The sequence below is a fragment of the Roseomonas gilardii subsp. gilardii genome (assembly GCF_023078375.1).
Lineage (GTDB): Bacteria > Pseudomonadota > Alphaproteobacteria > Acetobacterales > Acetobacteraceae > Roseomonas > Roseomonas gilardii.
Genome location: NZ_CP095554.1, coordinates 2,166,487 through 2,186,280, shown reverse-complemented (window position 1 = coordinate 2,186,280; position 19,794 = coordinate 2,166,487). Strand labels below are relative to the sequence as shown.

The window sequence follows — 19,794 nt, the reverse complement described above, 5'->3', positions numbered from 1 at the left end:
GGGAGGTGCTGCCGTCCCTCGCTGCCTGGCCGCGAACCCTGTTCTTTTCCCCAGCCGGGTCTTTGCCCGTTCCGGTTGCCTTTCGTGCCGCGCCATGGCGACCGAGCAGGAATCGGATAAAATTACACGAACAATCTCTTTCTTGAAGCGCCATTTGCGCAAGAGAGCAGTCGTTTCAAAAAGTATCTGAGTTGTAACGGTTAAGGCCGGAAAAGAGCCCGTGGCCGGACTCCCCGATGCGGGCGATGGGTGCCATATACCGCCCGCCCATGAGAACATTGCCGGAACCCTTCGCGGGCTGGTTCGCCGCGCGCGGCTGGACGCCCCGGCCCCACCAGATGGAGCTGCTGGAGGCCGCGGAGGCCGGACGGAGCGCCCTGCTGATCGCGCCCACCGGCGGCGGCAAGACCCTGGCGGGCTTCCTGCCCAGCCTGATCGACCTGGCCCCAGGGGCGCAGCCGGGGCTGGAACGGGGGCCGGCGCAAGGGCTGCACACGCTCTACATCTCCCCGCTCAAGGCGCTGGCGGTGGATATCGCGCGCAACCTCACCACGCCGATCGAGGAGATGGGCCTGCCCATCCGGGTGGAGACGCGCACCGGCGACACCCCCGCCAACCGCCGCCAGAGACAGCGCGAGAACCCGCCGGAGATCCTGCTCTCCACGCCGGAAAGCCTCGTCCTGCTGCTGTCCCTGCCGGATGCGGCGGAGATCTTCGGGGGCTTGCGCGCCGTGGTGGTGGATGAGGTGCATGCCCTGGCCGGCACCAAGCGCGGCGACCAGCTCGCCCTCTGCCTGTCGCGGCTGCAATCCCTGGCGCCCGGCCTGCGGCGCACCGGCCTGTCCGCCACGGTGGCGCAGCCGGAGGCGCTGCGGGCCTGGATCGCGCCCGATGCGCGGCCGGAGGGCGCGGCGCTGATCACCGGACAGGGCGGCGCCGATCCGAGCCTGGAGATCGTGCTGCCGGAGGGGCACCTGCCCTGGGGCGGGCATATGGGCCTGGCCAGCGCGCCGGAGATCTACCGCCGCATCGGCGCGGCCGGGGTCACCATCGTCTTCGTCAACACGCGCGCCCAGTCCGAGCTGATCTTCCAGGCGCTGTGGCGCCTCAACGACGACAACCTGCCCATCGCCCTGCACCACGGCTCCCTGCAGATCGAGCAGCGGCGCAAGGTGGAGGCGGCCATGGCGGCGGGGCGGCTGCGCGCCGTGGTGGCGACGGCCTCGCTCGACATGGGCATCGACTGGGGCGCGGTGGACCAGGTGATCCAGGTCGGCGCGCCGAAGGGCGTCTCGCGCCTGATGCAGCGCATCGGCCGCGCCAACCACCGGATGGACGAACCCTCCCGCGCCGTGCTGGTGCCAGCCAACCGCTTCGAGGTGATCGAGTGCACCGCCGCCACCGAGGCCGTGGCGGCGCATGAGCTGGATGGGGAGGCACCGCGCGCCGGCGGGCTGGACGTGCTGGCGCAGCATATCCTGGCCATGGCCTGCCACGCGCCTTTCCGCGCGGACGAGCTCCATGCCGAGGTGACGCGGGCCGCGCCCTATGCCGCCCTGTCGCGGCGTGACTTCGGCGACGTGCTGCGCTTCGCGGAGGATGGCGGCTACGCGCTGCGGGCCTATGAGCGCTTCCGCAAGCTGTTCCGCGACAGCGAGGACCTCATCCATATCCGCGACGAGCGCGTGGCGCGGCAGGTGCGGATGAATCTCGGCACCATCACCGACAGCCCGATGGTGAAGGTGCGGCTGCGCGGCGGGCCGGTGCTGGGCGAGGTGGAGGAGTGGTTCGTCTCCACGCTGGAGCCGGGGCACTGCTTCCTCTTCGCCGGCCAGACCCTGCGCTACGAGGGGATGGACGCGCTCTCCGTCATCGTCTCGCGCGGTGGGGAGGAAGAGCCGCGCGTGCCGACCTATGCCGGCGCGCGGCTGCCGCTTTCCACCCATCTCTCGCGCCGGGTGCGGGCGATCCTGGCGGAGCCGCGGCGCTGGCGCGCCCTGCCGGAGCCGGTGCGGGAATGGCTGCGGCTGCAACAGCGGCAATCCGAGCTGCCCGACCGCGACGGCCTGCTGATCGAGACCTTCCCGCATCACGGCCGCTGGTTCATGGTCGCCTACGGATTCGAGGGCCGGCTGGCGCACCAGACGCTGGGCATGCTGGTGACCAAGCGGATGGAGGGGATGGGCCACGGCCCGCTCGGCTACCTCGCCACCGACTACGTGCTCGCCACCTGGAGCGCCTTCGAGCCCACCGAGCCGGAACGCCTCTTCGAGGAGGACATCCTTGGCGAGGAGCTGGAGGAGTGGATCGCCGAAAGCTCCATGCTCCGCCGCACCTTCCGCAACATCGCCACCGTCGCCGGGCTGCTGGAGAAGAACCATCCGGGCGCCGAGAAGAGCGGGCGGCAGATGGCGATGAACGCCGACCTTATCTACGACGTGCTGCGGAAGCACGACTCGGACCACATCCTGCTGCGCGCCACGCGGCAGGAGGCCGCCTATGGCCTGACCGATGTGCGCCGCATCGCCGACCTGCTGGCGCGGGTGCGCGGCCGCATCCGCGTGCGGGCGCTCGACCGTGTTTCGCCGCTCGCCGTGCCCGCGCTGATCGAGGAAGGGCGCGAATGGGTGCCGGGCGGCGCCGAGGACGCGCTGCTGGCCGAGGCCGCCGCGCTGGTGGAGGAAGCCACCGACGGCGCCGAGCATTTCGCCGAGGTGCTGAGCGAGGTGACGGAAGGCGTCCGCATCCGCGCCGGCGTGGTGGACCGCCCGCGCCACCGGAAGGGGCGCGACGGGCGGGAGCGGCGCGGCCGCAGCCTGCCCGGCCTGCGGCGCGGCGCCTGAAGGGGTGCGGGCATGCCGGATGGGCGCCGGCTCCCGCCGCATCGGGCGCGAGGGCGGGGACGAGACGACAGGGACGAGTTGCGACAGGATGAACGGATGAGATTCGCCGGGTGCCGGGGCTGGACAGGCCCGGCCGTGACGCCGCCGCCATGGCGGGGCAGGATCGCGTGGAGCGAGGCCCGGCGGGCTGTGACGAATGCCCCCCGGCGGCGTTGCCCTCCGGTGGCCCATGGGACAGACACCGAACATGCCGTCCGGCGGGACAGTGGCGATGTGGCGGGAAGCGGAGGGACCGCATGATCCCGGCCCCCCTGCATCTGGCCGGCGAGCGCCTGCTGCTGGACCCCCAGGGCGTGCTGGCCTGGCCGGCGCGCCGCCTGCTGGCCGTGGCCGACCTGCACCTGGAAAAGGGCAGCCACTTCGCCCGGCGCGGCTGTCTCGTGCCGCCCTACGACACGCGCGAAACGCTGATGCGCCTGACTTCCGCCCTGCGGCGGCACAGCCCGCGGCGCATCGTGCTGCTCGGCGATTCCTTTCACGACGCGGAGGGCTCGGCGCGCCTTCCGGCCTCGGAACTCGCGCTGCTGCTGCGGGCGCTGGACGGGCTGGAGGTGGTCTGGGTCCTTGGCAACCACGATCCGGTGCCGCCGGAAGGGCTGCCGGGCGAGGCACACGAAAGCTGGGCGGAAGGCCCGTTCCTGTTCCGCCACCAGGCCGATCCGGCCCTGCCCCGCACCGGGCCCGTGGAGTTCAGCGGGCATTTCCACCCCAAGGCCACCATGCCCACCCGGGCGGGCGGCGTGACGCGGCCCTGCTTCGTGACCGATCCGCGCCGGATCATCCTGCCCTCCTTCGGGGCCTATACCGGCGGGCTGGACCTGCGCGCCCCGGCCCTTGCCGGGCTGTTTCCGCGCGGCGGCCGGGCCTTCCTGCTGGGGCGCGACCGGCTGTTCAGCATGCCGATCCCGCCGCGTGGCGCGGCGGAACGGGTGGCGCCGCCGGAAAAGCGCCTCATATCAGCGCCATGATGCGAAGCAGTCCCCAGAGCTCCAGGCGCCCGCCGCCTCCGTCTCCCCCTCGCTCCCCCGCGCCCTCACGGCCGCGGACCGCGTGGGGAGGAGACCAGCGGCAGCCGGACCGGCCCGGCCCGGGATGGGCGGAATGACGGATATCCGCTCCCAGTTCGAGGGGCTGCGCGTGATCGGCGACGTGCATGGCGATGCCGCGGCCTATGTGGCGGCCGTGGAGGGCGCGCGGGCCGAACGGCTCTTCATCATCCAGTTGGGCGATCTGACCGATGGCGGGCCGGATGCCCCCGAGGTGCTGCGGCAGACCTTCGCCCTGCTGGATGCCCGGGCGGGGCTCTTCCTGCTGGGCAACCACGACCACAAGCTGCGCCGCGCCCTCAGCGGCGCGCGGCTGCATATCGACGCCAACGGCCTCGGCAACACCCTGCAGCAGATCGAGCAGGCCCCCGACCGGAACATCCTGCGCGACCGCATCATGACGGAGGTGGCGCGCGCTCCGGCCTGGCTGCGGATCGACCAGCGGGTCTTCGTGCATGCGGGCTTCCACCCGCGCATGCTGCACCTGCCCCTCCCCCGAGGCCGGGGCCAGCCGCCCCGAGGGGCTGGTGCCGCGCGCCCTGTTCGGCCAGGTGACCAGCCGCATGCGCCCGGACGGCTTCCCGGAACGGCTGCATGACTGGGTGGACCGCATCCCGCAGGGTTTCACCATCTATTGCGGGCATGAGGTCCGCTCCTCCGATGGCCGTCCCCTGACCCATATCGGGGCCCAGGGCGGGGCCGCGGTCTTCATGGATACGGGGGCCGGCAAGGGCGGGCACCTGTCCTGGGTGGACCTGCCCTGGTAGCCGCCACCCGCCCCCTTCCAGCGCCGTAGCGGCGCGCCGGGCAGCCCCGGCGCTTCCGCCCCATGAAGCTCCTTCCCGTTCGGCGATCTTTCTTGTATGGTAGAATACAAGAACGTCAGCCGGAGGGAGAAACATGCTCGCCGAGGTCCTGAAACCGCTCCAGCCCATGCCCGGCGGCGGTCCGGTCGGCCAGCAGGTCGTCGCCCTGCTGCGCGACAAGATCATCACCAACCAGCTCCCGCCCGGCCAGAGCCTCTCCGAGAGCGACCTCGCCAGCCTCCTGGGCGTCAGCCGCCAGCCGGTGCGGGAGGCGCTGATCCGCTTGGCGGAAGGCGGGCTGGTGCGCATCCTGCCGCAGCGCGGCACCACCGTGTCCCGCATCTCCCTGTCCCGTGTCGCCGGCGGCCGCTTCGTGCGCGATGCGGTGGAGCGCGCCGTGGTGCGGCAGGCCGCGCTGGAGGCCGACGAGGCCGCCATCACCGCCATGCACCGCCTGATCGACGATCAGGAAGCGGCAATCCGCGCCGAGGACCACCGCGCCTTCCTGCAGTTCGACGACGCGCTGCATCTGAGCTTCGCCGAGGCGATGGGGCAGCAGAGCGCCTGGACCACCCTGGCCGATGTCAAGCTGCAGATGGACCGGGTCCGCTATCTCAGCATCCCGACCGATGCGACGCCCGCCCGCGTGCTGATCGCCCAGCACCGCGCCATCGTGGCCGCCATCGCGCGGCGCGACCCGGATGCGGCGGAGGAGGCGATCCGGCTGCATCTCTCCGAGATCCTCTCCTCCCTGCCCCGCATCGTGCAGCGCATGCCCGACTATTTCGAGACGGTGGAACAGCCATGAGCCCGCCGCGGCTTTCACGCGGCCTCCTGCCGCGACTCGGCGCCGGCATCCGCCGCCCGGCCTATGACCCCGCCGCCATCCGCATCGGCATCGTCCATCTCGGCCTCGGCGCCTTCCACCGCGCACACCAGGCCGTCTACACGGACGACCGCCTGGCGGCGGGCGAGAGGGGCTGGGGCATTTCCGGCATGAGCCTGCGCTCCCCCGCGGTGCGCGAGGCGCTGGCGCCGCAGGACGGGCTCTACACCGTGCTGGAGCGTGGCCCCGGCGGCGATGCCGCGCGGATCGTCGGCAGCGTGGCCGAGGTGCTGACCGTGCCGGAGACGCCGGAACGGGCCATGGCGCAGCTGACCGACCCGGCCACGCGCATCATCAGCCTCACCGTCACCGAGAAAGCCTATGGCCGGGCCGGGGATGGCGGGCTGGATGCGGCGCATCCGGACATCCGCCACGACCTCGCCAGCGGGGCCTTCCCGCGCAGCGCGCCCGGCCTGCTGGTGGAGGCGCTGCGCCGCCGCCGTGCCGCCGGGGCGCCCGCCTGCACCATCCTGTGCTGCGACAACCTGCCGCGGAACGGCGAGACGGTGTCGCGCATCGTCGCGGAATTCGCCGAACGGCGCGATCCCGGCCTCGCCGCCTGGGCCCGGGAGCATGTCACCTTCCCCTCAACCATGGTGGACCGGATCGTGCCGGCCACGCGCGACGAGGACCGCGCCGCGATCGCCGCGCTGGGCTACGAGGATGCCTGGCCGGTGGTGGCGGAACCCTTCACCCAATGGGTGATCGAGGACCGTTTCGCTGGCCCGCGCCCACGCTGGGAGGAGGCCGGGGCGCTGCTGGTCGGCGATGTCCATGCCTATGAGCTGATGAAGCTGCGCTGCCTGAACGGCGCGCATTCCAGCCTCGCCTATCTCGGCGCGCTGGCGGGGCTGGAAACCGTCTCCGACGCCATGGCCGAACCCGCCCTGGCAGGGTTCCTCCCCCAGCTCTGGCGGGAGGACTTGATCCCGACCCTGCCGCCCGTGCCGGGGGTCGATCTCCTCGCCTATACGGCGCAACTCGCGGAGCGCTTCCGCAACCCGGCGATCCGGCACCGGCTGTTGCAGATCGCCATGGACGGGTCGCAGAAGCTGCCGCAGCGCCTGCTCGGCCCGGCCCTCGCACGGCTGCGGGAAGGTGCGGTGCCACGGGCCATCGCAACCGCGGTCGCGGGCTGGATGGCCTTCCTCCTCGGCACCGACGAGCGCGGCGGCCTGCATGGCATCAATGATCCGATGGGCGCGCGCCTCGCCGCCAGCGCGAAGGCGGCCGGCCGCGACGCCACGGCGCTGTCGGAGGCGCTTTTCGCGATCCACGAGATCTTCCCCGCCGAGGTGGCTGAGCATGAAGGCTTCCGCACCACGGTCCGGGAGGCGCTGCGCGCGCTGCTGGAGCAGGGCGTGCGGAAGACGCTCGCCGCCTAGCGGCCCCAGGCAGGAACGTCCAGGACAACAGGGAAAAGCAACATGTCCCAGAGCACCATGGCGGATTCCCTTCCCGCCGGGATTGAAGCCGAAGCGGTGGCGCAGCCCCCCACCCCGGCCTGCACGGCCGCCCTGCCCGAAACCGCAGTGCGCCACACCGGGCGGGCCTGACCCCTTTCCCAAGCAGGAGTGTGAGAGATGCTGCAGACCTGGCGCTGGTTCGGCCCCGACGATGGCGTGACCCTGGAACATGTGCGGCAGGCCGGCGCGACCGGCGTGGTCAGCGCGCTGCACCACATCAACCAGGGCCGCGCTTGGCCCGGGGAAGAGGTGCTGAAGCGCAAGGCGATGATCGAGAAGTCCGGCCTCACCTGGGAGGTGGTCGAGAGCATCGCGGTGCACGAGGACATCAAGACCCGCACGGGCGACTTCCGCACCCGCATCGGACAGTACAAGGATTCCATCCGCGCCGTGGCCCGGGCGGGGGTGAAGACCATCTGCTACAACTTCATGGCCATCACCGACTGGACGCGCACCGACCTGGAATGGCGCCTGCCGAACGGCGGCTACGCGCTACGCTTCGACTGGACGGATATCGCGGTCTATGACCTCTTCGTGCTGAAGCGCCCGGGTGCCGAGGCCGACCATCCGGAAGCCCGCCGCAAGGCCGCCGAGGCCCGCTTCCGGACGATGTCGGAAGGCGAGATCGACAAGCTGGAGAAGCTGATGATCGACTGGCTGCCGGCCCGCGAATTCGTCTATGACCGCGCCGGCTTCCAGAAGATGCTCGACGTCTACAAGGATATCGGGCGCGAGGGCGTGCAGCGGCACCTGATCGAGTTCGTGCGCGAGATCGCCCCGGTCGCGGCCGAGGAAGGCGCGCGGCTCTGCATCCACCCCGACGACCCGTCCTTCCCGATCTTCGGCATGCCGCGTGTCATGTCCACCGCCGATGACGCGCGCACCCTGCTTGACGCCGTGCCGGAACAGGCCAACGGGCTGACGCTCTGCACCGGCGCCTTCGGCAGCAACCGCGACAACGACATGGTCGCGATGGCCGAGGAGTTCGGGCCGCGCGTGCACTTCGCGCATCTGCGCAACGTGACGATCGAGCCGGACGGCTCCTTCTACGAGGCCGACCACCTCGACGGAAACACCGACATGGTGCGCGTCGTGGCCGCGCTGATGAAGGAGGAGGACCGCCGCGCCGCCGAGGGCCGCGCCGATGCGGTGATCCCGATGCGCCCCGATCACGGCCACCTGCTGGTGGACGATATCGGCAAGACGGTGAACCCCGGCTATTCCTGCATCGGCCGCCTCAAGGGCCTGGCGGAACTCCGCGGCGTGATGCGGACCGTCGAAGCCTTCCGCAAGGGCGGGCTACACTGACCCTGGCAGGGGCGGCGCTTCACTTCCGGCACCGCTCCGTCCCCGGGGAACAAGGCTCCGCCTTTTCCCCCGGCCCCCTTGTCCGTCAGGAACCTGAGGTTCCTGGACCTCCCGTTCGTTGGCTCCTGCTGACCTGCGACCACGCCGGAAAGCCATGCTCTCCGGCGGAGGGGAGCCATGGGAGTCGGGGCCTCCGCCCGGGGCTGGCCACAGAGCGCGACGCTCCCATCAGAACTCGATCACGACCTTCAGGTTCTTCGCCCGGTCGCGCGCCGCGTGAAAGGCCTCGCTGGCCCGGTCCATCGGCAGTTTGGCCGTGAGGATCGGGCGGATGTCGATCTGGCGCTTCTCCAGGCAGGTCACGGCATCGCCGAAGACATCGCCGAAGCGGAAGGCGCCGCGCAGGTCGATCTCCCGCGCCATGATGCGGTTGGCCATCACCGGTGTCTGGCCGCCAGGCAGGGAGCCGACCTGCACCACGATGCCTCCAGCCCGCACCGCCATCAGCCCGGCATTGAGCGCCGGGGAAGCACCGGAAGCCTCGAAGACCACGTCATAGCCGCCGAGGCGCTTCGCGGCCTCCTCCAGCTCGCCCGTGCCGCCCGCGACGTTGAACACCTCGTCCGCCCCGATCCGGCGGGCCACCGCGAGCGGTTCGTCGATCATGTCGGTGATGGCCAGATGCGCCGCGCCGCCCCGCCTCGCCGCCAGCAGCACGAGCTGCCCGATCGGCCCGGCGCCCGTGACCAGCACCTTGTGCCCCATCAGGTTGCCGCCACGCAGCGCGGCATGGAGGGCGACCGAGAGCGGCTCGGCGAAGGCCATCTCGGCGAAGGGCAGGTCGCCCGAGACCGGGAAGCACTGCCCCTCATCCACCGAGACATATTCGGTGAAGCCGCCATGCATGTGCGGGAACTTGCTGGCGCTGCCCATGAAGAAGACGTTCTCGCACAGGTTGGGCCGTCCCTCGCGGCAGCGCGGGCAGCGGCCGCAGGTGCGGGACGGGTTCACGCAGACCCGGTCGCCCGCCTTCACCCGCGTGACGGCACGGCCGGTCTCGGCCACCTCGCCCGCGAATTCATGCCCGGGCACCAGCGGCTCCCGGATCACGAAATCGCCGACCCGCCCATGGAAGAAGTAGTGCAGGTCGGACCCGCAGATCCCCCCGGCACGCACCCGCAGGCGCACCTCGTTTGCCCCCCAGCCCGGGCAGGGGCCGTTCCTCGATCCGCAGATCCTCCGCCGCATGCAGCACGCAACTTCGCATGGCAACCTCCCTATCTTCGTTGACATTCTACCATGGTAGAATGCACTGTCACCGGCAATGACGAGGTGGAGCCCGGCAAGGGTATGCCCGGATGAGGAAACGCCGCCGCCCTGCCCGGGGCCAGGTCCCCTCCCCGCGCCCCGCCTCCGAGAGGAACGCGAAAAGGGACCCTTCACCCATGTGGAAGAAGCGCCGCCACCTGGCTGTCTTCCTGCTCTTTCTGGCAGGCATCATCAATTACATGGACCGCAGCGCCCTCTCGATCGCGGCACCCGCCGTCTCGGGCGATCTGGGGCTCAGCCCGTCGGAAATGGGACTGGTCTTCAGCAGCTTCTTCTTCGGCTACGCCATCTTCAACTTCATTGGTGGCCTGATCTCGGACAAGGCGGGCCCCTACCGGGTCTTCTCCCTCTCCATGGCTGTCTGGTCGGTCTTCTGCGGCCTGACCGGGCTCGCCGCCGGCTTCGTCTCCATGCTGCTGATCCGCATCGGCTTCGGCATCGGTGAGGGCCCCTTCTCCGCCAGCGCCAACAAGATGGTCAGCAACTGGTTCCCCCGGCGGGAGGCCGGCACCGCGATCGGCATCGCCAATGGCGGCACACCGCTGGGCGGCGCCATCGCCGGGCCGCTGGTGGGCTTCACCGTGCTGCATTTCGGCTGGCGCGTCTCCTTCTTCGTGGTGGCGGCCATCGGCCTGGTCTGGCTGGCCTTCTGGCTGACCCTGATGAGCAACTCGCCGGAAGGCGACCCGCGGGTCACCGAGGAAGAGCGGCGCGAGATCGCCGGGGACCAGCCGGATGCCCTGCCCTCCCATGTCTCGCCGCCCGGCCTGGGCTCGCAGCTCCGCAAGCCGGCGGTACTGGCGACCGCCTTCGCCTTCTTCGGCTACAACTACATCCTGTACTTCTTCCTGACCTGGTTCCCCAGCTACCTGACCATGGCGCGCGGCCTCAGCCTGCACGACATGAGCCTGGTCACGGTGATCCCCTGGATCCTGGGCTGCATCGGGCTGATCGGCGGCGGCTTCCTGACCGACGTGATCTACCGCCGCACGGGCAACGCGCTGTTCTCCCGCAAGATCGTGCTGGTGGTCTGCCTGGGCATCGCAGCCGTGGCGATCATGGTGGCGGGCACGATGACGACGGTGACGGGCGCGGTGACGCTGACCGCGATCACCATCTGCGCCCTCTATCTGACCGGCAGCACCTACTGGACCATCGTGCAGGATGCCGTGCCGCGCGAATATGTCGGCGCCACCGGCGGCTTCGTGCACGGGCTGGCGAATATCGCGGGCATCATTGGCCCGGCGGTCACCGGCTTCATCGTGCAGTCCACCGGCTCCTTCACCAGCGCCTTCGTGCTGGCCGGCTCCATCGCCGTGCTGGGCGTGATCGCGGTGACGCTGCTGGTGCGCACCCCGCGCGAGACGGCCGCGGTGGCGCAAGGCCGGGCCACGCTCGGCTGAGCTCCCACTCCCGGGAAAGGCGTGCCTTTCCCGGGAGCCCCTGTCAGAATTCCAGCTCGGCCGCCGCCCGTTCCAGCGTCTTCAGGCTCCCCACCGCATAGAAGGAGCCCAGCCACTTCCGCAGCGCCGCGACCAGGCGCTCATCCTGCCCCAGCTCACCGAAAAGCTGCCCGATCGAGAGCAGCGGCACCGGGTCCGGCCCACCCTCGATGGCCTTCTCCCGCAACAGGCCGGCCAGCGGGTGCTTCACCTCGATCGCCTGCCCCTGCTCATCCTCCCCGCGCACGCGCCGCATCCAGGCGGCGAGGGCGATGGCCAGCAGGTCCACACCCCCGCCCATCTTCAGCCGGTCGCGGATCGGATCGACCAGCACGTTCAGCGGCGCGTCGGTGTTGACCCGCTCCACCGTGTCCTTGATCGCGGTGTTGGCGAAGCGGCGGATCAGCGTGGCCTTGTAGTCCGCGAGGTCGATCCCCGGCACGGGCGCCAGGGTCGGCTCCGTTTCCCGGTCCATCAGCGCGGCCATGTAGCGGCGGAAGAGCGGGTTCGCCATGGTCTCGTCGATATAGGTATAGCCCGCGAGCCGCCCCGGCCCCGACATGGCGAGATGGCTGGCGTTCAGCAGCCGCAGCTTCATGAACTCATAGGGCGCGACATCCCCGACGAACTGCGCCCCCACCGCCTCCCATTCCGGGCGGCCGAGCGGGAAGCGGTCCTCGATCACCCATTGCGAGAAGGGCTCGGCGAAGACCGGCCAGTTGTCGGCGAGGCCGTGCTTCTCCGCCAGCTCCCGCACCTGCGCCTCGGTGGTCACGGGGGTGATGCGGTCCACCATGGTGCTGGGGAAACTGGCTTCGGCCTCGATCCAGGCCGCCAGCACCTTGTCGCGCAGCCCCGCCAGGGTCAGCACCGCATCGCGCAGCACCTCGCCATTGTGCTGGATGTTGTCGCAGCTCAGCGCGGTGAAGGCGGGCAGCCCGGCCTCCTTCCGGCGGCGGAAGCCCTCCACGATGATGCCGATCGCGCTGGCGGGGCGTTCCGGCGTGGCCAGGTCCTGCCGGATCAGCCGGTGCTCCGTGTCCAGCCGTTTGGTGGCGCGGTTCAGGCAATAGCCGTTCTCCGTCACCGTCAGGCTGACGATGCGGATGCGCGGATCGGCGATGCGGGCCAGCACCCCGGTGGAATCCTCGCCCGCATAGATCATCTCGGTCAGCGCGCCGATGACCGCGACCGTCTCCTGCTCCCCCTCGCGCTCCACCAGCGTGTAGAGCCAGTCCTGCGGCCCCAGGCTTTCCCGCATCCGCTTGTCGGCGGGCTGGATGCCGGCCCCGGCGATGCCCCATTCCCGCGCCCCCGGGTCACGCTCCATCAGCTCGTGCGTGTAGCGGGCCATGTGCGCGCGGTGGAAGCCGCCCAGGCCGAGATGCACGATGCCCGGTGTCACCGTCGCGGGATCATAGGCGGGAACCTGGATGGGCGGGCGCAGCTTCGCCAGGTTGGCGCGGTTGAGCGGAATGGCGCTCATGGGAAGACCTCAGATCAGGAAAAGGAACCGGCGATCGCCGGATAAAGGGCGCGGTAGCGGCGCAGCGGGGCGGCATAGGCCCCGGCCAGATCCGGATCGGGGTGCACCGTCTCCAGCCGCTCCGGCGGGGTGCAGACGGCGGCCGGGTCCTCGCCCGTCACCGCCAGCCGCGCGAGGCGCGCCCCCCCGAAGGCGCCGCCATACTCGCCCTCCGCCAGCACATGCAGCGGGATGCCGAGCACCGAGGCGATGATGCCGATCCAGGCGCGGGAGCGGGAGCCGCCACCGATCACATCGGCCTCCCGGATCACCGTGCCGGAGGCGGCGAGCGCATCGAGCCCGTCGCGGAAGGAGAAGGCCACGCCCTCCAGCACCGCCTGGGTCAGCGCCGCGCGGTCCGTGTCCATGGACAGGCCGGCGAAGGCGCCGCGGATGGCGCCGTCATTGTGCGGCGTGCGCTCGCCGGAGAGATAGGGCAGGAAGACGGCATCCGACGGCTGGCGGATCGCGGGCAGCTCGGCCAGGAGCTCCGCCTCCCCCTTCCCTGCCACCTTCGCCCACCAGCCGAGGCAGGAGGCCGCCGAGAGCGTCACCCCCATCTGGTGCCAGAGCCCCGGCAGGGCGTGGCAGAAGGCATGCACCGCCGCCCTGGGATAGGGTGCGTAGCGGTCCGTGGTCGCCCAGAGCACGCCGGAGGTGCCGAGCGAGACGAAGGCGTCGCCCGGATGGATCGCCCCCAGCCCGACCGCGCCCGCCGCATTGTCGCCGGCGCTGCCCGCCACCACGACCGGGCCGGACAGGCCCCATTCGCGCCGCAGCTCCGGCCGCAGCATCCCGCCCGGCGCGCTGCCCTCCACCAGGCGGGGCATGGAATCCCGCGACAGGCCCGTGGCGGCCAGCGCGGCGTCGGACCAGTCGCGCCGCCCGACATCCAGCCAGAGCGTGCCGGAAGCGTCCGACATGTCCTCGATGAACTCGCCGGTCAGGCGATAGCGCACCCAGGCCTTGGGCAGCAGCACCCGGGCCGTGCGGGCGAAGACCCCGGGCTCGTGCTTCCGCACCCAGAGCAGCTTCGGCGCGGTGAAGCCCGGCATGGCGAGGTTGCCCGCCACCGCCTGCAAGGCGGGGAAGCGCGCCTCCATCTCGCGGCATTCGGCGGTGGAGCGGGTGTCGTTCCACAGGATGCAGGGCCGCAGCACCTCCCCCGCCGCATCCAGCAGCACGGCGCCGTGCATCTGCCCCGACAGGCCGATGCCGCGCAGGGCGGCGAAGGCCGCGGGCTCCCGCGCGCGCAGGGCGGCCACGGCATCGAGCATGGCCCGCCACCAGTCCGCCGGGTCCTGCTCGCTATGCCCCGGCGCGGGGCGGGAAACGGCGAGCGGGCTGCTGGCGCTGGCCAGCACGCGCTGCGCCCCGTCCACCAGCAGGGCCTTGACCGAGGAGGTGCCGAAATCCAGGCCGAGATACATGCCGGGACTCCTCAGGCCGCGAGATGGTGCGTTTCGAGATGCGGCAGGGCCGCGCCCCGCTCGTCGAAGACATGGCAGAGGCGCGGATCGACGGAAAGCCGCAGCACCTCGTGCGGCCGCGTGGCATCCCCGCCGTCGAGCTGCACGATCGCCACCTGGTCCGGCGAGAGGCGCAGATGCAGCAGCGTCAGCCCGCCCAGGCGCTCGGCCAGCAGCACCTCCCCCTGCAAGGGGCCGGCCGGATCGGGCCGCAGCCCCTCGGGGCGGATGCCGACGGTCACCGCCTCGCCCGGGCGCACCGTCCCCGCCTGCACCGGTACGGAGATCTGCGGGCCGAATTCCAGTTGCACCGTGACGCCGCCGCCCTCCGCCCCGGTGACGCGCGCGGGCAGCATGTTCATGCGGGGCGAGCCGATGAAGCCCGCCACGAAGAGGTTCCTCGGATGGTGGTAGAGCTCCAGCGGCGAGCCGACCTGCTCCACCCGCCCGGCCTGCAGCACCACGATCTTGTCGGCCATGGTCATGGCCTCGATCTGGTCGTGGGTGACATAGATCATCGTGGCCTTCAGCTCCTCGTGCAGCCGGGCCAGCTCGATCCGCATCTGCCCGCGCAGGGCGGCATCGAGGTTGGAGAGGGGTTCGTCGAACAGGAAGATCTTGGGGTTGCGCACGATGGCGCGGCCGATCGCCACGCGCTGCCGCTGCCCACCGGACAGGGCCTTGGGCCGCCGGTCGAGATAGGGCTCCAGTTGCAGGATGCGCGCGGCCTCGCCCACCTTGCGGTCGCGCTCCGCCTTCGGCGTGCCGGCCATCTTCAGGGCGAAGCCCATATTGTCCCGCACCGTCATGTGCGGATAGAGCGCGTAGGATTGGAACACCATGGCCAGTCCACGATCGGCCGGGCCGAGGTCGTTCACCCGCCGCCCGTCGATCAGCAGGTCGCCGGAGGTGATCTCCTCCAGCCCCGCGATCATGCGCAGCAGGGTGGACTTGCCGCAGCCCGAAGGGCCGACGAAGACCACGAACTCGCGGTCCAGCACATCGAGGTCGATGCCCTTGATCGCCTCGACATCGGCATAGCTCTTGCGGATGTCGCGCAGGGTCAATGTGGCCATGCGGGTTCTCCTACTTCACCGCGCCGAAGGTCAGGCCGCGGACGAGCTGGCGCTGGCTGAGCCAGCCGAAGATGAGGATCGGCGCCACCGCGATGGTGGAGGCGGCCGAGAGCTTGGCGAAGAACAGCCCCTGCGGCGAGGAGAAGGAGGCGATGAAGGTGGTGAGCGGCGCCGCCTCGGAGGTGGTGAGGTTCAGGCTCCAGAAGGCCTCGTTCCAGCAGAGGATCAGCGAGAGCAGGCCCGTGGAGGCGATGCCCGGCAGGCTGAGCGGCAGCAGCAGATAGCGGAACTCCGCCCAGGTCTTCGCCCCGTCCATCCGCCCCGCCTCCAGGATCTCGCCCGGCACCTCCTTGAAGAAGGTGAAGAGCATCCAGACCACGATGGGCAGGTTCATCAGCGCATAGATGACGATGAGCCCGGTGCGGCTGTCCAGCAGGCCGAAGGTGCGGAAGAGCAGGTAGATCGGCACCAGCACGCCCACCGGCGGCAGCATCTTGGTGGACAGCATCCAGAGCAGCGTGCCGCGCGTGCGCTTCGTCGGGTGGAAGGCCATGGCATAGGCGGCCGGGATGGCGAAGGCCAGCGCCAGGAGGGTGCCGCCGAAGGAGATGATCACGCTGTTCAGGGCGAAATGCACATAGTCCGCCCGGTCCCGCACCTCGGCATAGCTTTCCAGCACCGGCTGGAAGACGATCTGCGGCGGAGTGGCGATGGCCGCCACCTCGGTCTTGAAGCTGGTCAGAACCATCCAGAAGATCGGGAAGAACATGGCCAGCGCCACGGCCCAGCCCAGGAGGGCGGTCAGGACCCGCTGCGTCGTGCTGTCGCGCATGGCGTCAGATCTCCAGCCGTCGCGCGATGCTGCGCACCAGGAAGAAGGCCACGATATTGGCCAGCAGGATCGCCACCATGCCGCCCGCCGACCCGCCGCCGACATCGAACTGCAGCAGCGCCCGCGCATAGATCAGGAAGGCGAGGTTGGTGGTGGCGTTGCCCGGCCCGCCGGAGGTGGTGACGAAGATCTCGGCGAAGACGGTCAGCAGGAAGATCGTCTCGATCATGATGACCACGCTGATGGCGCGGCCGAGATGCGGGAGCGTGATGTAGAAGAACTGCGCGAAGGGCCCCGCCCCGTCCATCCGCGCCGCCTCCTTCTGCTCATGGTCCAGCGACTGGATGGCGGTGAGCAGGATCAGCAGGGCGAAGGGCTGCCACTGCCAGGACACGATGATGATGATGGAGAGCATGGGGAACTGGGCGAACCAGTCCACCGGCGTCAGCCCCAGCCCGCGCCAGACGGCGGCCAGCACGCCGTAGATCGGGTGCATCATCAGGTTCTTCCAGATCAGCGCGCTCACGGTCGGCATGACGAAGAAGGGCGCGATGGCCAGCAGCCGCGCCACACCGCGCCCGGGGAAGTCCTTGTCGAACAGCACCGCGAGAAGCGTGCCGAGCCCCACCGTGATCACCAGCACCGAGCCGACCAGCACCAGCGTGTTGACCAGCGAGGCCCAGAAATCCGGATCGGTGACGAGGAACGCGTAATTCTCCAGCCCCGCGAAGCCCGTCATCGCCGGGTTCAGCAGGTTGTAGCGCTGGAAGGAAAACCAGATCGTCATCGCCAGCGGGACGATCATCCAGAGAAGCAGGACGCCGACCGAGGGGGCGATCAGCGGCAGCGTGCCGGAGCGCCGGCGCTTCGCCGGCTCCCTGGCCGCGCCTTGCTGGGCGGAGATGGCGGACATGCAGTCTCCCGGCGGCGGTGTCAGGATGTCGGGGACAGGAGCATCAACGCCCGTAGCCAGCCTGGCGCATGGTGCGGTCGGTGGCCGACTGCGCCGCCTTCAGCGCCGCATCGACACTCATCTGCCCCGTCAGCGTGGCCGCCACCGTCTGCCCCACCTGCGTGCCGATGCCCTGGAATTCCGGGATCGCCACGAACTGCGCACCGGTATAGGGGCGTGGGTTCTTCGTGCTGCCGTTCGGGTTCGCGGTCTCGATCGCCTTCAGCACGAAGGAGGCGAAGGGCGCGGCCTTCTGGTAGTCCGGGTTCTCATAGGTGGAGCGGCGCGTGCCGGGCGGAACGGCGACCCAGCCATTCTCCTGCGCGACGAGCTGGATGTACTCCTTCGAGGTCGCCCAGGTGGTAAAGGTCTTCGCCGCCTCCTTCTGCTTCGAGGAAGCGGGGATGCCCAGGTTCCAGCTCCAGAGCCAGGTCGGGCCACCCTTGAAGTCGCCCACCGGGATCGGGGCGAAGGCGATCTTGTCGGCCACCTGCGACTGCTTCGTGTCGTAGAGCAGGCCGGCCGCCACGGTGGAATCGATCCACATGCCACAGCGCCCACCCGCCGTCAGGGCGAGGTTCTCGTTGAAGCCGTTCGAGGTAGCGCCCGGCGGGCCGTAATTCTTCAGCACGTCGCCATAATAGGTGATGGCCTTGTGCCATTCCGGCGTGTCGATCGTGGTCTTCCAGTTCATGTCGAACCACTGGCCGCCGAAGGTCGTCACCAGCGAGGTGACATAGGCCATGTTCTCGCCCCAGCCCGGCTTGCCGCGCAGGCAGATGCCGAAGACCTGGTTCGGCTTGTCGGTGATCTTGGCCGCCGCCTCCTTCACCTGGTCATAGGTCGGCTGCTCCGGCATGGTGATGCCGGCCTTCTGGAACAGGTCCTTGCGGTAATAGGTCATGGCGCTCTCGCCATAGAAAGGCAGCGCGTAGAGCTTGTTCTCGTAGGTGAGGCCCTCGCGGACCGGCTTCAGCAGGTCATCGACGTCATAGCTGGCCGGCAGGTTCTCCATCGGCTCCAGCCAGCCCTGCTTGGCCCAGATCGGCACCTCGTAGTTGCCGATGGTCATGATGTCGAACTGGCCGGCCTTGGTCGCGATGTCGGTGGTCACGCGCTGGCGCAGCACGTTCTCCTCCAGCACCACCCAGCGCAGCTTGATGTCGGGGTGCTGCTGCTCGAACTTCGCGGAAAGCCGCTGCATCACCACCATGTCGCCGTTGTTGACCGTGGCGATGGTCAGCGTGGTCTGGGCCAGGGCCGTGCCCCCGAAGGCCAGGCCCGCGAGCGTGGCCAGCGAAAAGGCCGCGACCGGCACCGTGATCCCGCCGCGTGGACGCATGGAGGCCATCGGTCTCATCCTCACATTTTCTTGTGCTGTTCATGGACGTCCAAGAACGGTGCCCTGGCGCGGCAGAATTCGTCCCACCTCCATCATTTCCCGTCAAGTTGCAGCACGATCCATGCACCGGACTGGTCCGGCGCGGCATTCACAGATCAGGCATATGTTATTGCGCCGCCCCTCGCTGCTACCGCGAAAACTGCCGCTGCATTGCAAAAACCGCCGGGTCCTGGTGCCACGGGGCTGCGGGACGGGCGAGGCCCGGGCGGCAAGAGAAGCGCCGGCAGGGGGGCGACATCGCATCCGGGACATGGCATTCTCACATCCATGCGACGGCTTCTGCTGCTCCGCCACGCGAAGTCCTCCTGGGACGACCCGGCGCTTTCCGACCATGCCCGGCCGCTGAACAGCCGCGGCAGGAAAGCCGCGGCCGCCGTCGCCCAGCTTTTCCACAAGCTGCAACTGGCGCCCGACCTGGTGCTGGTCTCCTCCGCCCGCCGCACGCTGCAGACGCTGGAGACGCTCTCCCCCTCCCGGGCCAGCCCAGGATCGAGGCCACGGACAGCCTCTATCTCGCCACGCCCGATACGATGCTGGAAGCCATCCACCTCGTCCCGGAGGAGACGCGCTGCCTGCTGATGATCGGGCACAATCCCGGGATGCACGAGCTCGCCCTGAAGCTCCTCGGCCGCTTGGCGCTGGAGGATTCGCGGCAAGACGCGCGCCGGATCGCCGAGGGCTATCCCACCGCCGCCCTGACCGAATTCACGGTGGAGGGGCCCTGGGACCGGCTCTCCGCCGGTGGTGGCCGCCTTGTGCGATTCGTGACCCCCGCCGACCTGATGGACTGATCCCGGCCCCGCGGCCGGAAGCAGCGTGAAACCCGGCGGCGCCCGAAATGTTGCTGATCGCGCCGGAGGGCTTCAGCCCCCGCGGCTCCTTGTTCCGATTCCGTCGTTCAGAGGAGTTTCGCATCATGTCCAGAACCGTCGCGGCCTTCGTGACCGCCTGCCTGCTGCTCGGGTCCGCCACCCTGCTCAGCGCCTGCAACACCGTGTCGGGCGCCGGCGAGGATGTCTCGGCGGTCGGCAATGCCGTCACCCGTGGCGCCGATCGCGCCAAGCCGTAGGCCGCCTGCCGCAGGCTTCCCGCCGGACTGGCGGTGCCGGTCCGGCGGGAAGCCCCGGCCGGGTGGGGGCCGGATGCCCCGCCCGCCATCGCAACCCCTCAGACATTGGGACTGGCAATCCGCACCGGACGAAGGCATATAGCCCGGCTCAAGGGTGCGGCTTCCGGCCGCTCCCCACTTCCGCGCACGCGGTGGTGCATATGGACGAGCCGCGCCGCGGCGTTTCCGGCCACATGGTTCCCCGCCGCCCCACTATCGCGGCCTTCCATGCCGCCCGAGACGC

At 70.1% G+C, this 19,794-nt stretch carries 19 protein-coding genes; 12 read left to right on the top strand and 7 right to left on the bottom strand.

The annotated features are described in order from the left end of the window. Positions 1-269 precede the first annotated feature (269 nt). The 8 genes from MVG78_RS09720 (at position 270) to uxuA (ending at position 8,415) form a co-directional block, all read left to right on the top strand. Positions 270-2,843 carry a ligase-associated DNA damage response DEXH box helicase gene (locus MVG78_RS09720; RefSeq protein ID WP_247551040.1) on the top strand — a complete coding sequence of 858 codons (2,574 nt, stop codon included), beginning with the start codon at positions 270-272 and terminating at the stop codon, positions 2,841-2,843. 296 nt (positions 2,844-3,139) lie between these two features. Beyond that, complete coding sequence (gene pdeM, locus MVG78_RS09715) at positions 3,140-3,871, top strand: ligase-associated DNA damage response endonuclease PdeM (protein ID WP_247551038.1); 732 nt, start codon at positions 3,140-3,142, stop codon at positions 3,869-3,871. A 133-nt stretch (positions 3,872-4,004) separates the two neighbouring features. Continuing rightward, entirely contained in the window at positions 4,005-4,547 is a 543-nt protein-coding gene (locus MVG78_RS09710; protein WP_345892821.1) for a metallophosphoesterase, read from the top strand. Continuing rightward, complete coding sequence (locus MVG78_RS21725; protein ID WP_345892820.1) at positions 4,513-4,716, top strand: hypothetical protein; 204 nt, start codon at positions 4,513-4,515, stop codon at positions 4,714-4,716. The genes MVG78_RS09710 and MVG78_RS21725 overlap by 35 nt, the downstream gene beginning before the upstream one ends. A gap of 133 nt (positions 4,717-4,849) precedes the next feature. Beyond that, positions 4,850-5,563 (top strand): GntR family transcriptional regulator, encoded by a 714-nt coding sequence (locus tag MVG78_RS09705; RefSeq protein WP_247551036.1) that lies wholly within the window; start codon positions 4,850-4,852, stop codon positions 5,561-5,563. Next, positions 5,560-7,026: a mannitol dehydrogenase family protein gene (locus tag MVG78_RS09700; RefSeq protein ID WP_247551035.1), complete on the top strand. Its 1,467-nt coding sequence runs from the start codon at positions 5,560-5,562 to the stop codon at positions 7,024-7,026. Before MVG78_RS09705 ends, MVG78_RS09700 begins: the two co-directional genes overlap by 4 nt. A 42-nt stretch (positions 7,027-7,068) precedes the next feature. Then, positions 7,069-7,197, top strand: coding sequence for a hypothetical protein (locus MVG78_RS21525; RefSeq protein WP_282615002.1), 129 nt, complete (start codon positions 7,069-7,071; stop codon positions 7,195-7,197). A 27-nt stretch (positions 7,198-7,224) separates the two neighbouring features. Beyond that, complete coding sequence (uxuA, locus tag MVG78_RS09695; RefSeq protein ID WP_247551034.1) at positions 7,225-8,415, top strand: mannonate dehydratase; 1,191 nt, start codon at positions 7,225-7,227, stop codon at positions 8,413-8,415. 228 nt (positions 8,416-8,643) lie between these two features. Here uxuA and MVG78_RS09690 read toward each other — a convergent pair whose 3' ends face one another. Continuing rightward, a complete protein-coding gene (locus MVG78_RS09690) occupies positions 8,644-9,603 on the bottom strand; it encodes an L-idonate 5-dehydrogenase (protein WP_247551032.1) in 960 nt (319 codons plus the stop codon). Positions 9,604-9,860: 257 nt separating this feature from the next. Here MVG78_RS09690 and MVG78_RS09685 point away from each other — a divergent pair, with 257 nt between their 5' ends. Further along, on the top strand, positions 9,861-11,147 hold the full coding sequence (locus tag MVG78_RS09685) for an MFS transporter (protein ID WP_247551030.1): 1,287 nt from the start codon (positions 9,861-9,863) through the stop codon (positions 11,145-11,147). Between the two features lie 43 nt (positions 11,148-11,190). On the opposite strand, the gene MVG78_RS09680 is transcribed toward MVG78_RS09685, so the two are convergent. The 6 genes from MVG78_RS09680 to MVG78_RS09655 are packed head-to-tail and all read right to left on the bottom strand — an operon-like array spanning position 11,191 to position 18,391. Then, positions 11,191-12,672, bottom strand: a complete 1,482-nt coding sequence (locus MVG78_RS09680; protein ID WP_247551028.1) for a mannitol dehydrogenase family protein — start codon at positions 12,670-12,672, stop codon at positions 11,191-11,193. Positions 12,673-12,686: 14 nt separating this feature from the next. Next, complete coding sequence (xylB, locus tag MVG78_RS09675) at positions 12,687-14,141, bottom strand: xylulokinase (protein WP_247551026.1); 1,455 nt, start codon at positions 14,139-14,141, stop codon at positions 12,687-12,689. 11 nt (positions 14,142-14,152) lie between these two features. Continuing rightward, positions 14,153-15,256, bottom strand: a complete 1,104-nt coding sequence (locus MVG78_RS09670) for an ABC transporter ATP-binding protein (RefSeq protein ID WP_247551024.1) — start codon at positions 15,254-15,256, stop codon at positions 14,153-14,155. Between the two features lie 10 nt (positions 15,257-15,266). Then, a complete protein-coding gene (locus MVG78_RS09665) occupies positions 15,267-16,088 on the bottom strand; it encodes a carbohydrate ABC transporter permease (protein ID WP_247551022.1) in 822 nt (273 codons plus the stop codon). 4 nt (positions 16,089-16,092) lie between these two features. Beyond that, positions 16,093-17,001, bottom strand: coding sequence for a carbohydrate ABC transporter permease (locus MVG78_RS09660; RefSeq protein WP_247551020.1), 909 nt, complete (start codon positions 16,999-17,001; stop codon positions 16,093-16,095). A 43-nt stretch (positions 17,002-17,044) separates the two neighbouring features. Next, the gene (locus MVG78_RS09655) at positions 17,045-18,391 is read right to left on the bottom strand and encodes an ABC transporter substrate-binding protein (RefSeq protein WP_247551018.1); all 1,347 of its coding nucleotides are present in this window, start codon (positions 18,389-18,391) and stop codon (positions 17,045-17,047) included. Positions 18,392-18,709: 318 nt separating this feature from the next. Between MVG78_RS09655 and MVG78_RS09650 the strand changes: the two genes are divergently transcribed. The 3 genes from MVG78_RS09650 to MVG78_RS09640 all read left to right on the top strand — a co-directional run bounded on the left by MVG78_RS09650 (position 18,710) and on the right by MVG78_RS09640 (position 19,511). Next, the gene (locus MVG78_RS09650; protein ID WP_247551016.1) at positions 18,710-19,021 is read left to right on the top strand and encodes a SixA phosphatase family protein; all 312 of its coding nucleotides are present in this window, start codon (positions 18,710-18,712) and stop codon (positions 19,019-19,021) included. Next, a complete protein-coding gene (locus MVG78_RS09645) occupies positions 18,973-19,233 on the top strand; it encodes a hypothetical protein (protein ID WP_345892819.1) in 261 nt (86 codons plus the stop codon). Before MVG78_RS09650 ends, MVG78_RS09645 begins: the two co-directional genes overlap by 49 nt. A gap of 125 nt (positions 19,234-19,358) precedes the next feature. Further along, positions 19,359-19,511: an entericidin A/B family lipoprotein gene (locus MVG78_RS09640; RefSeq protein WP_247551013.1), complete on the top strand. Its 153-nt coding sequence runs from the start codon at positions 19,359-19,361 to the stop codon at positions 19,509-19,511. Positions 19,512-19,794: the final 283 nt, after the last annotated feature.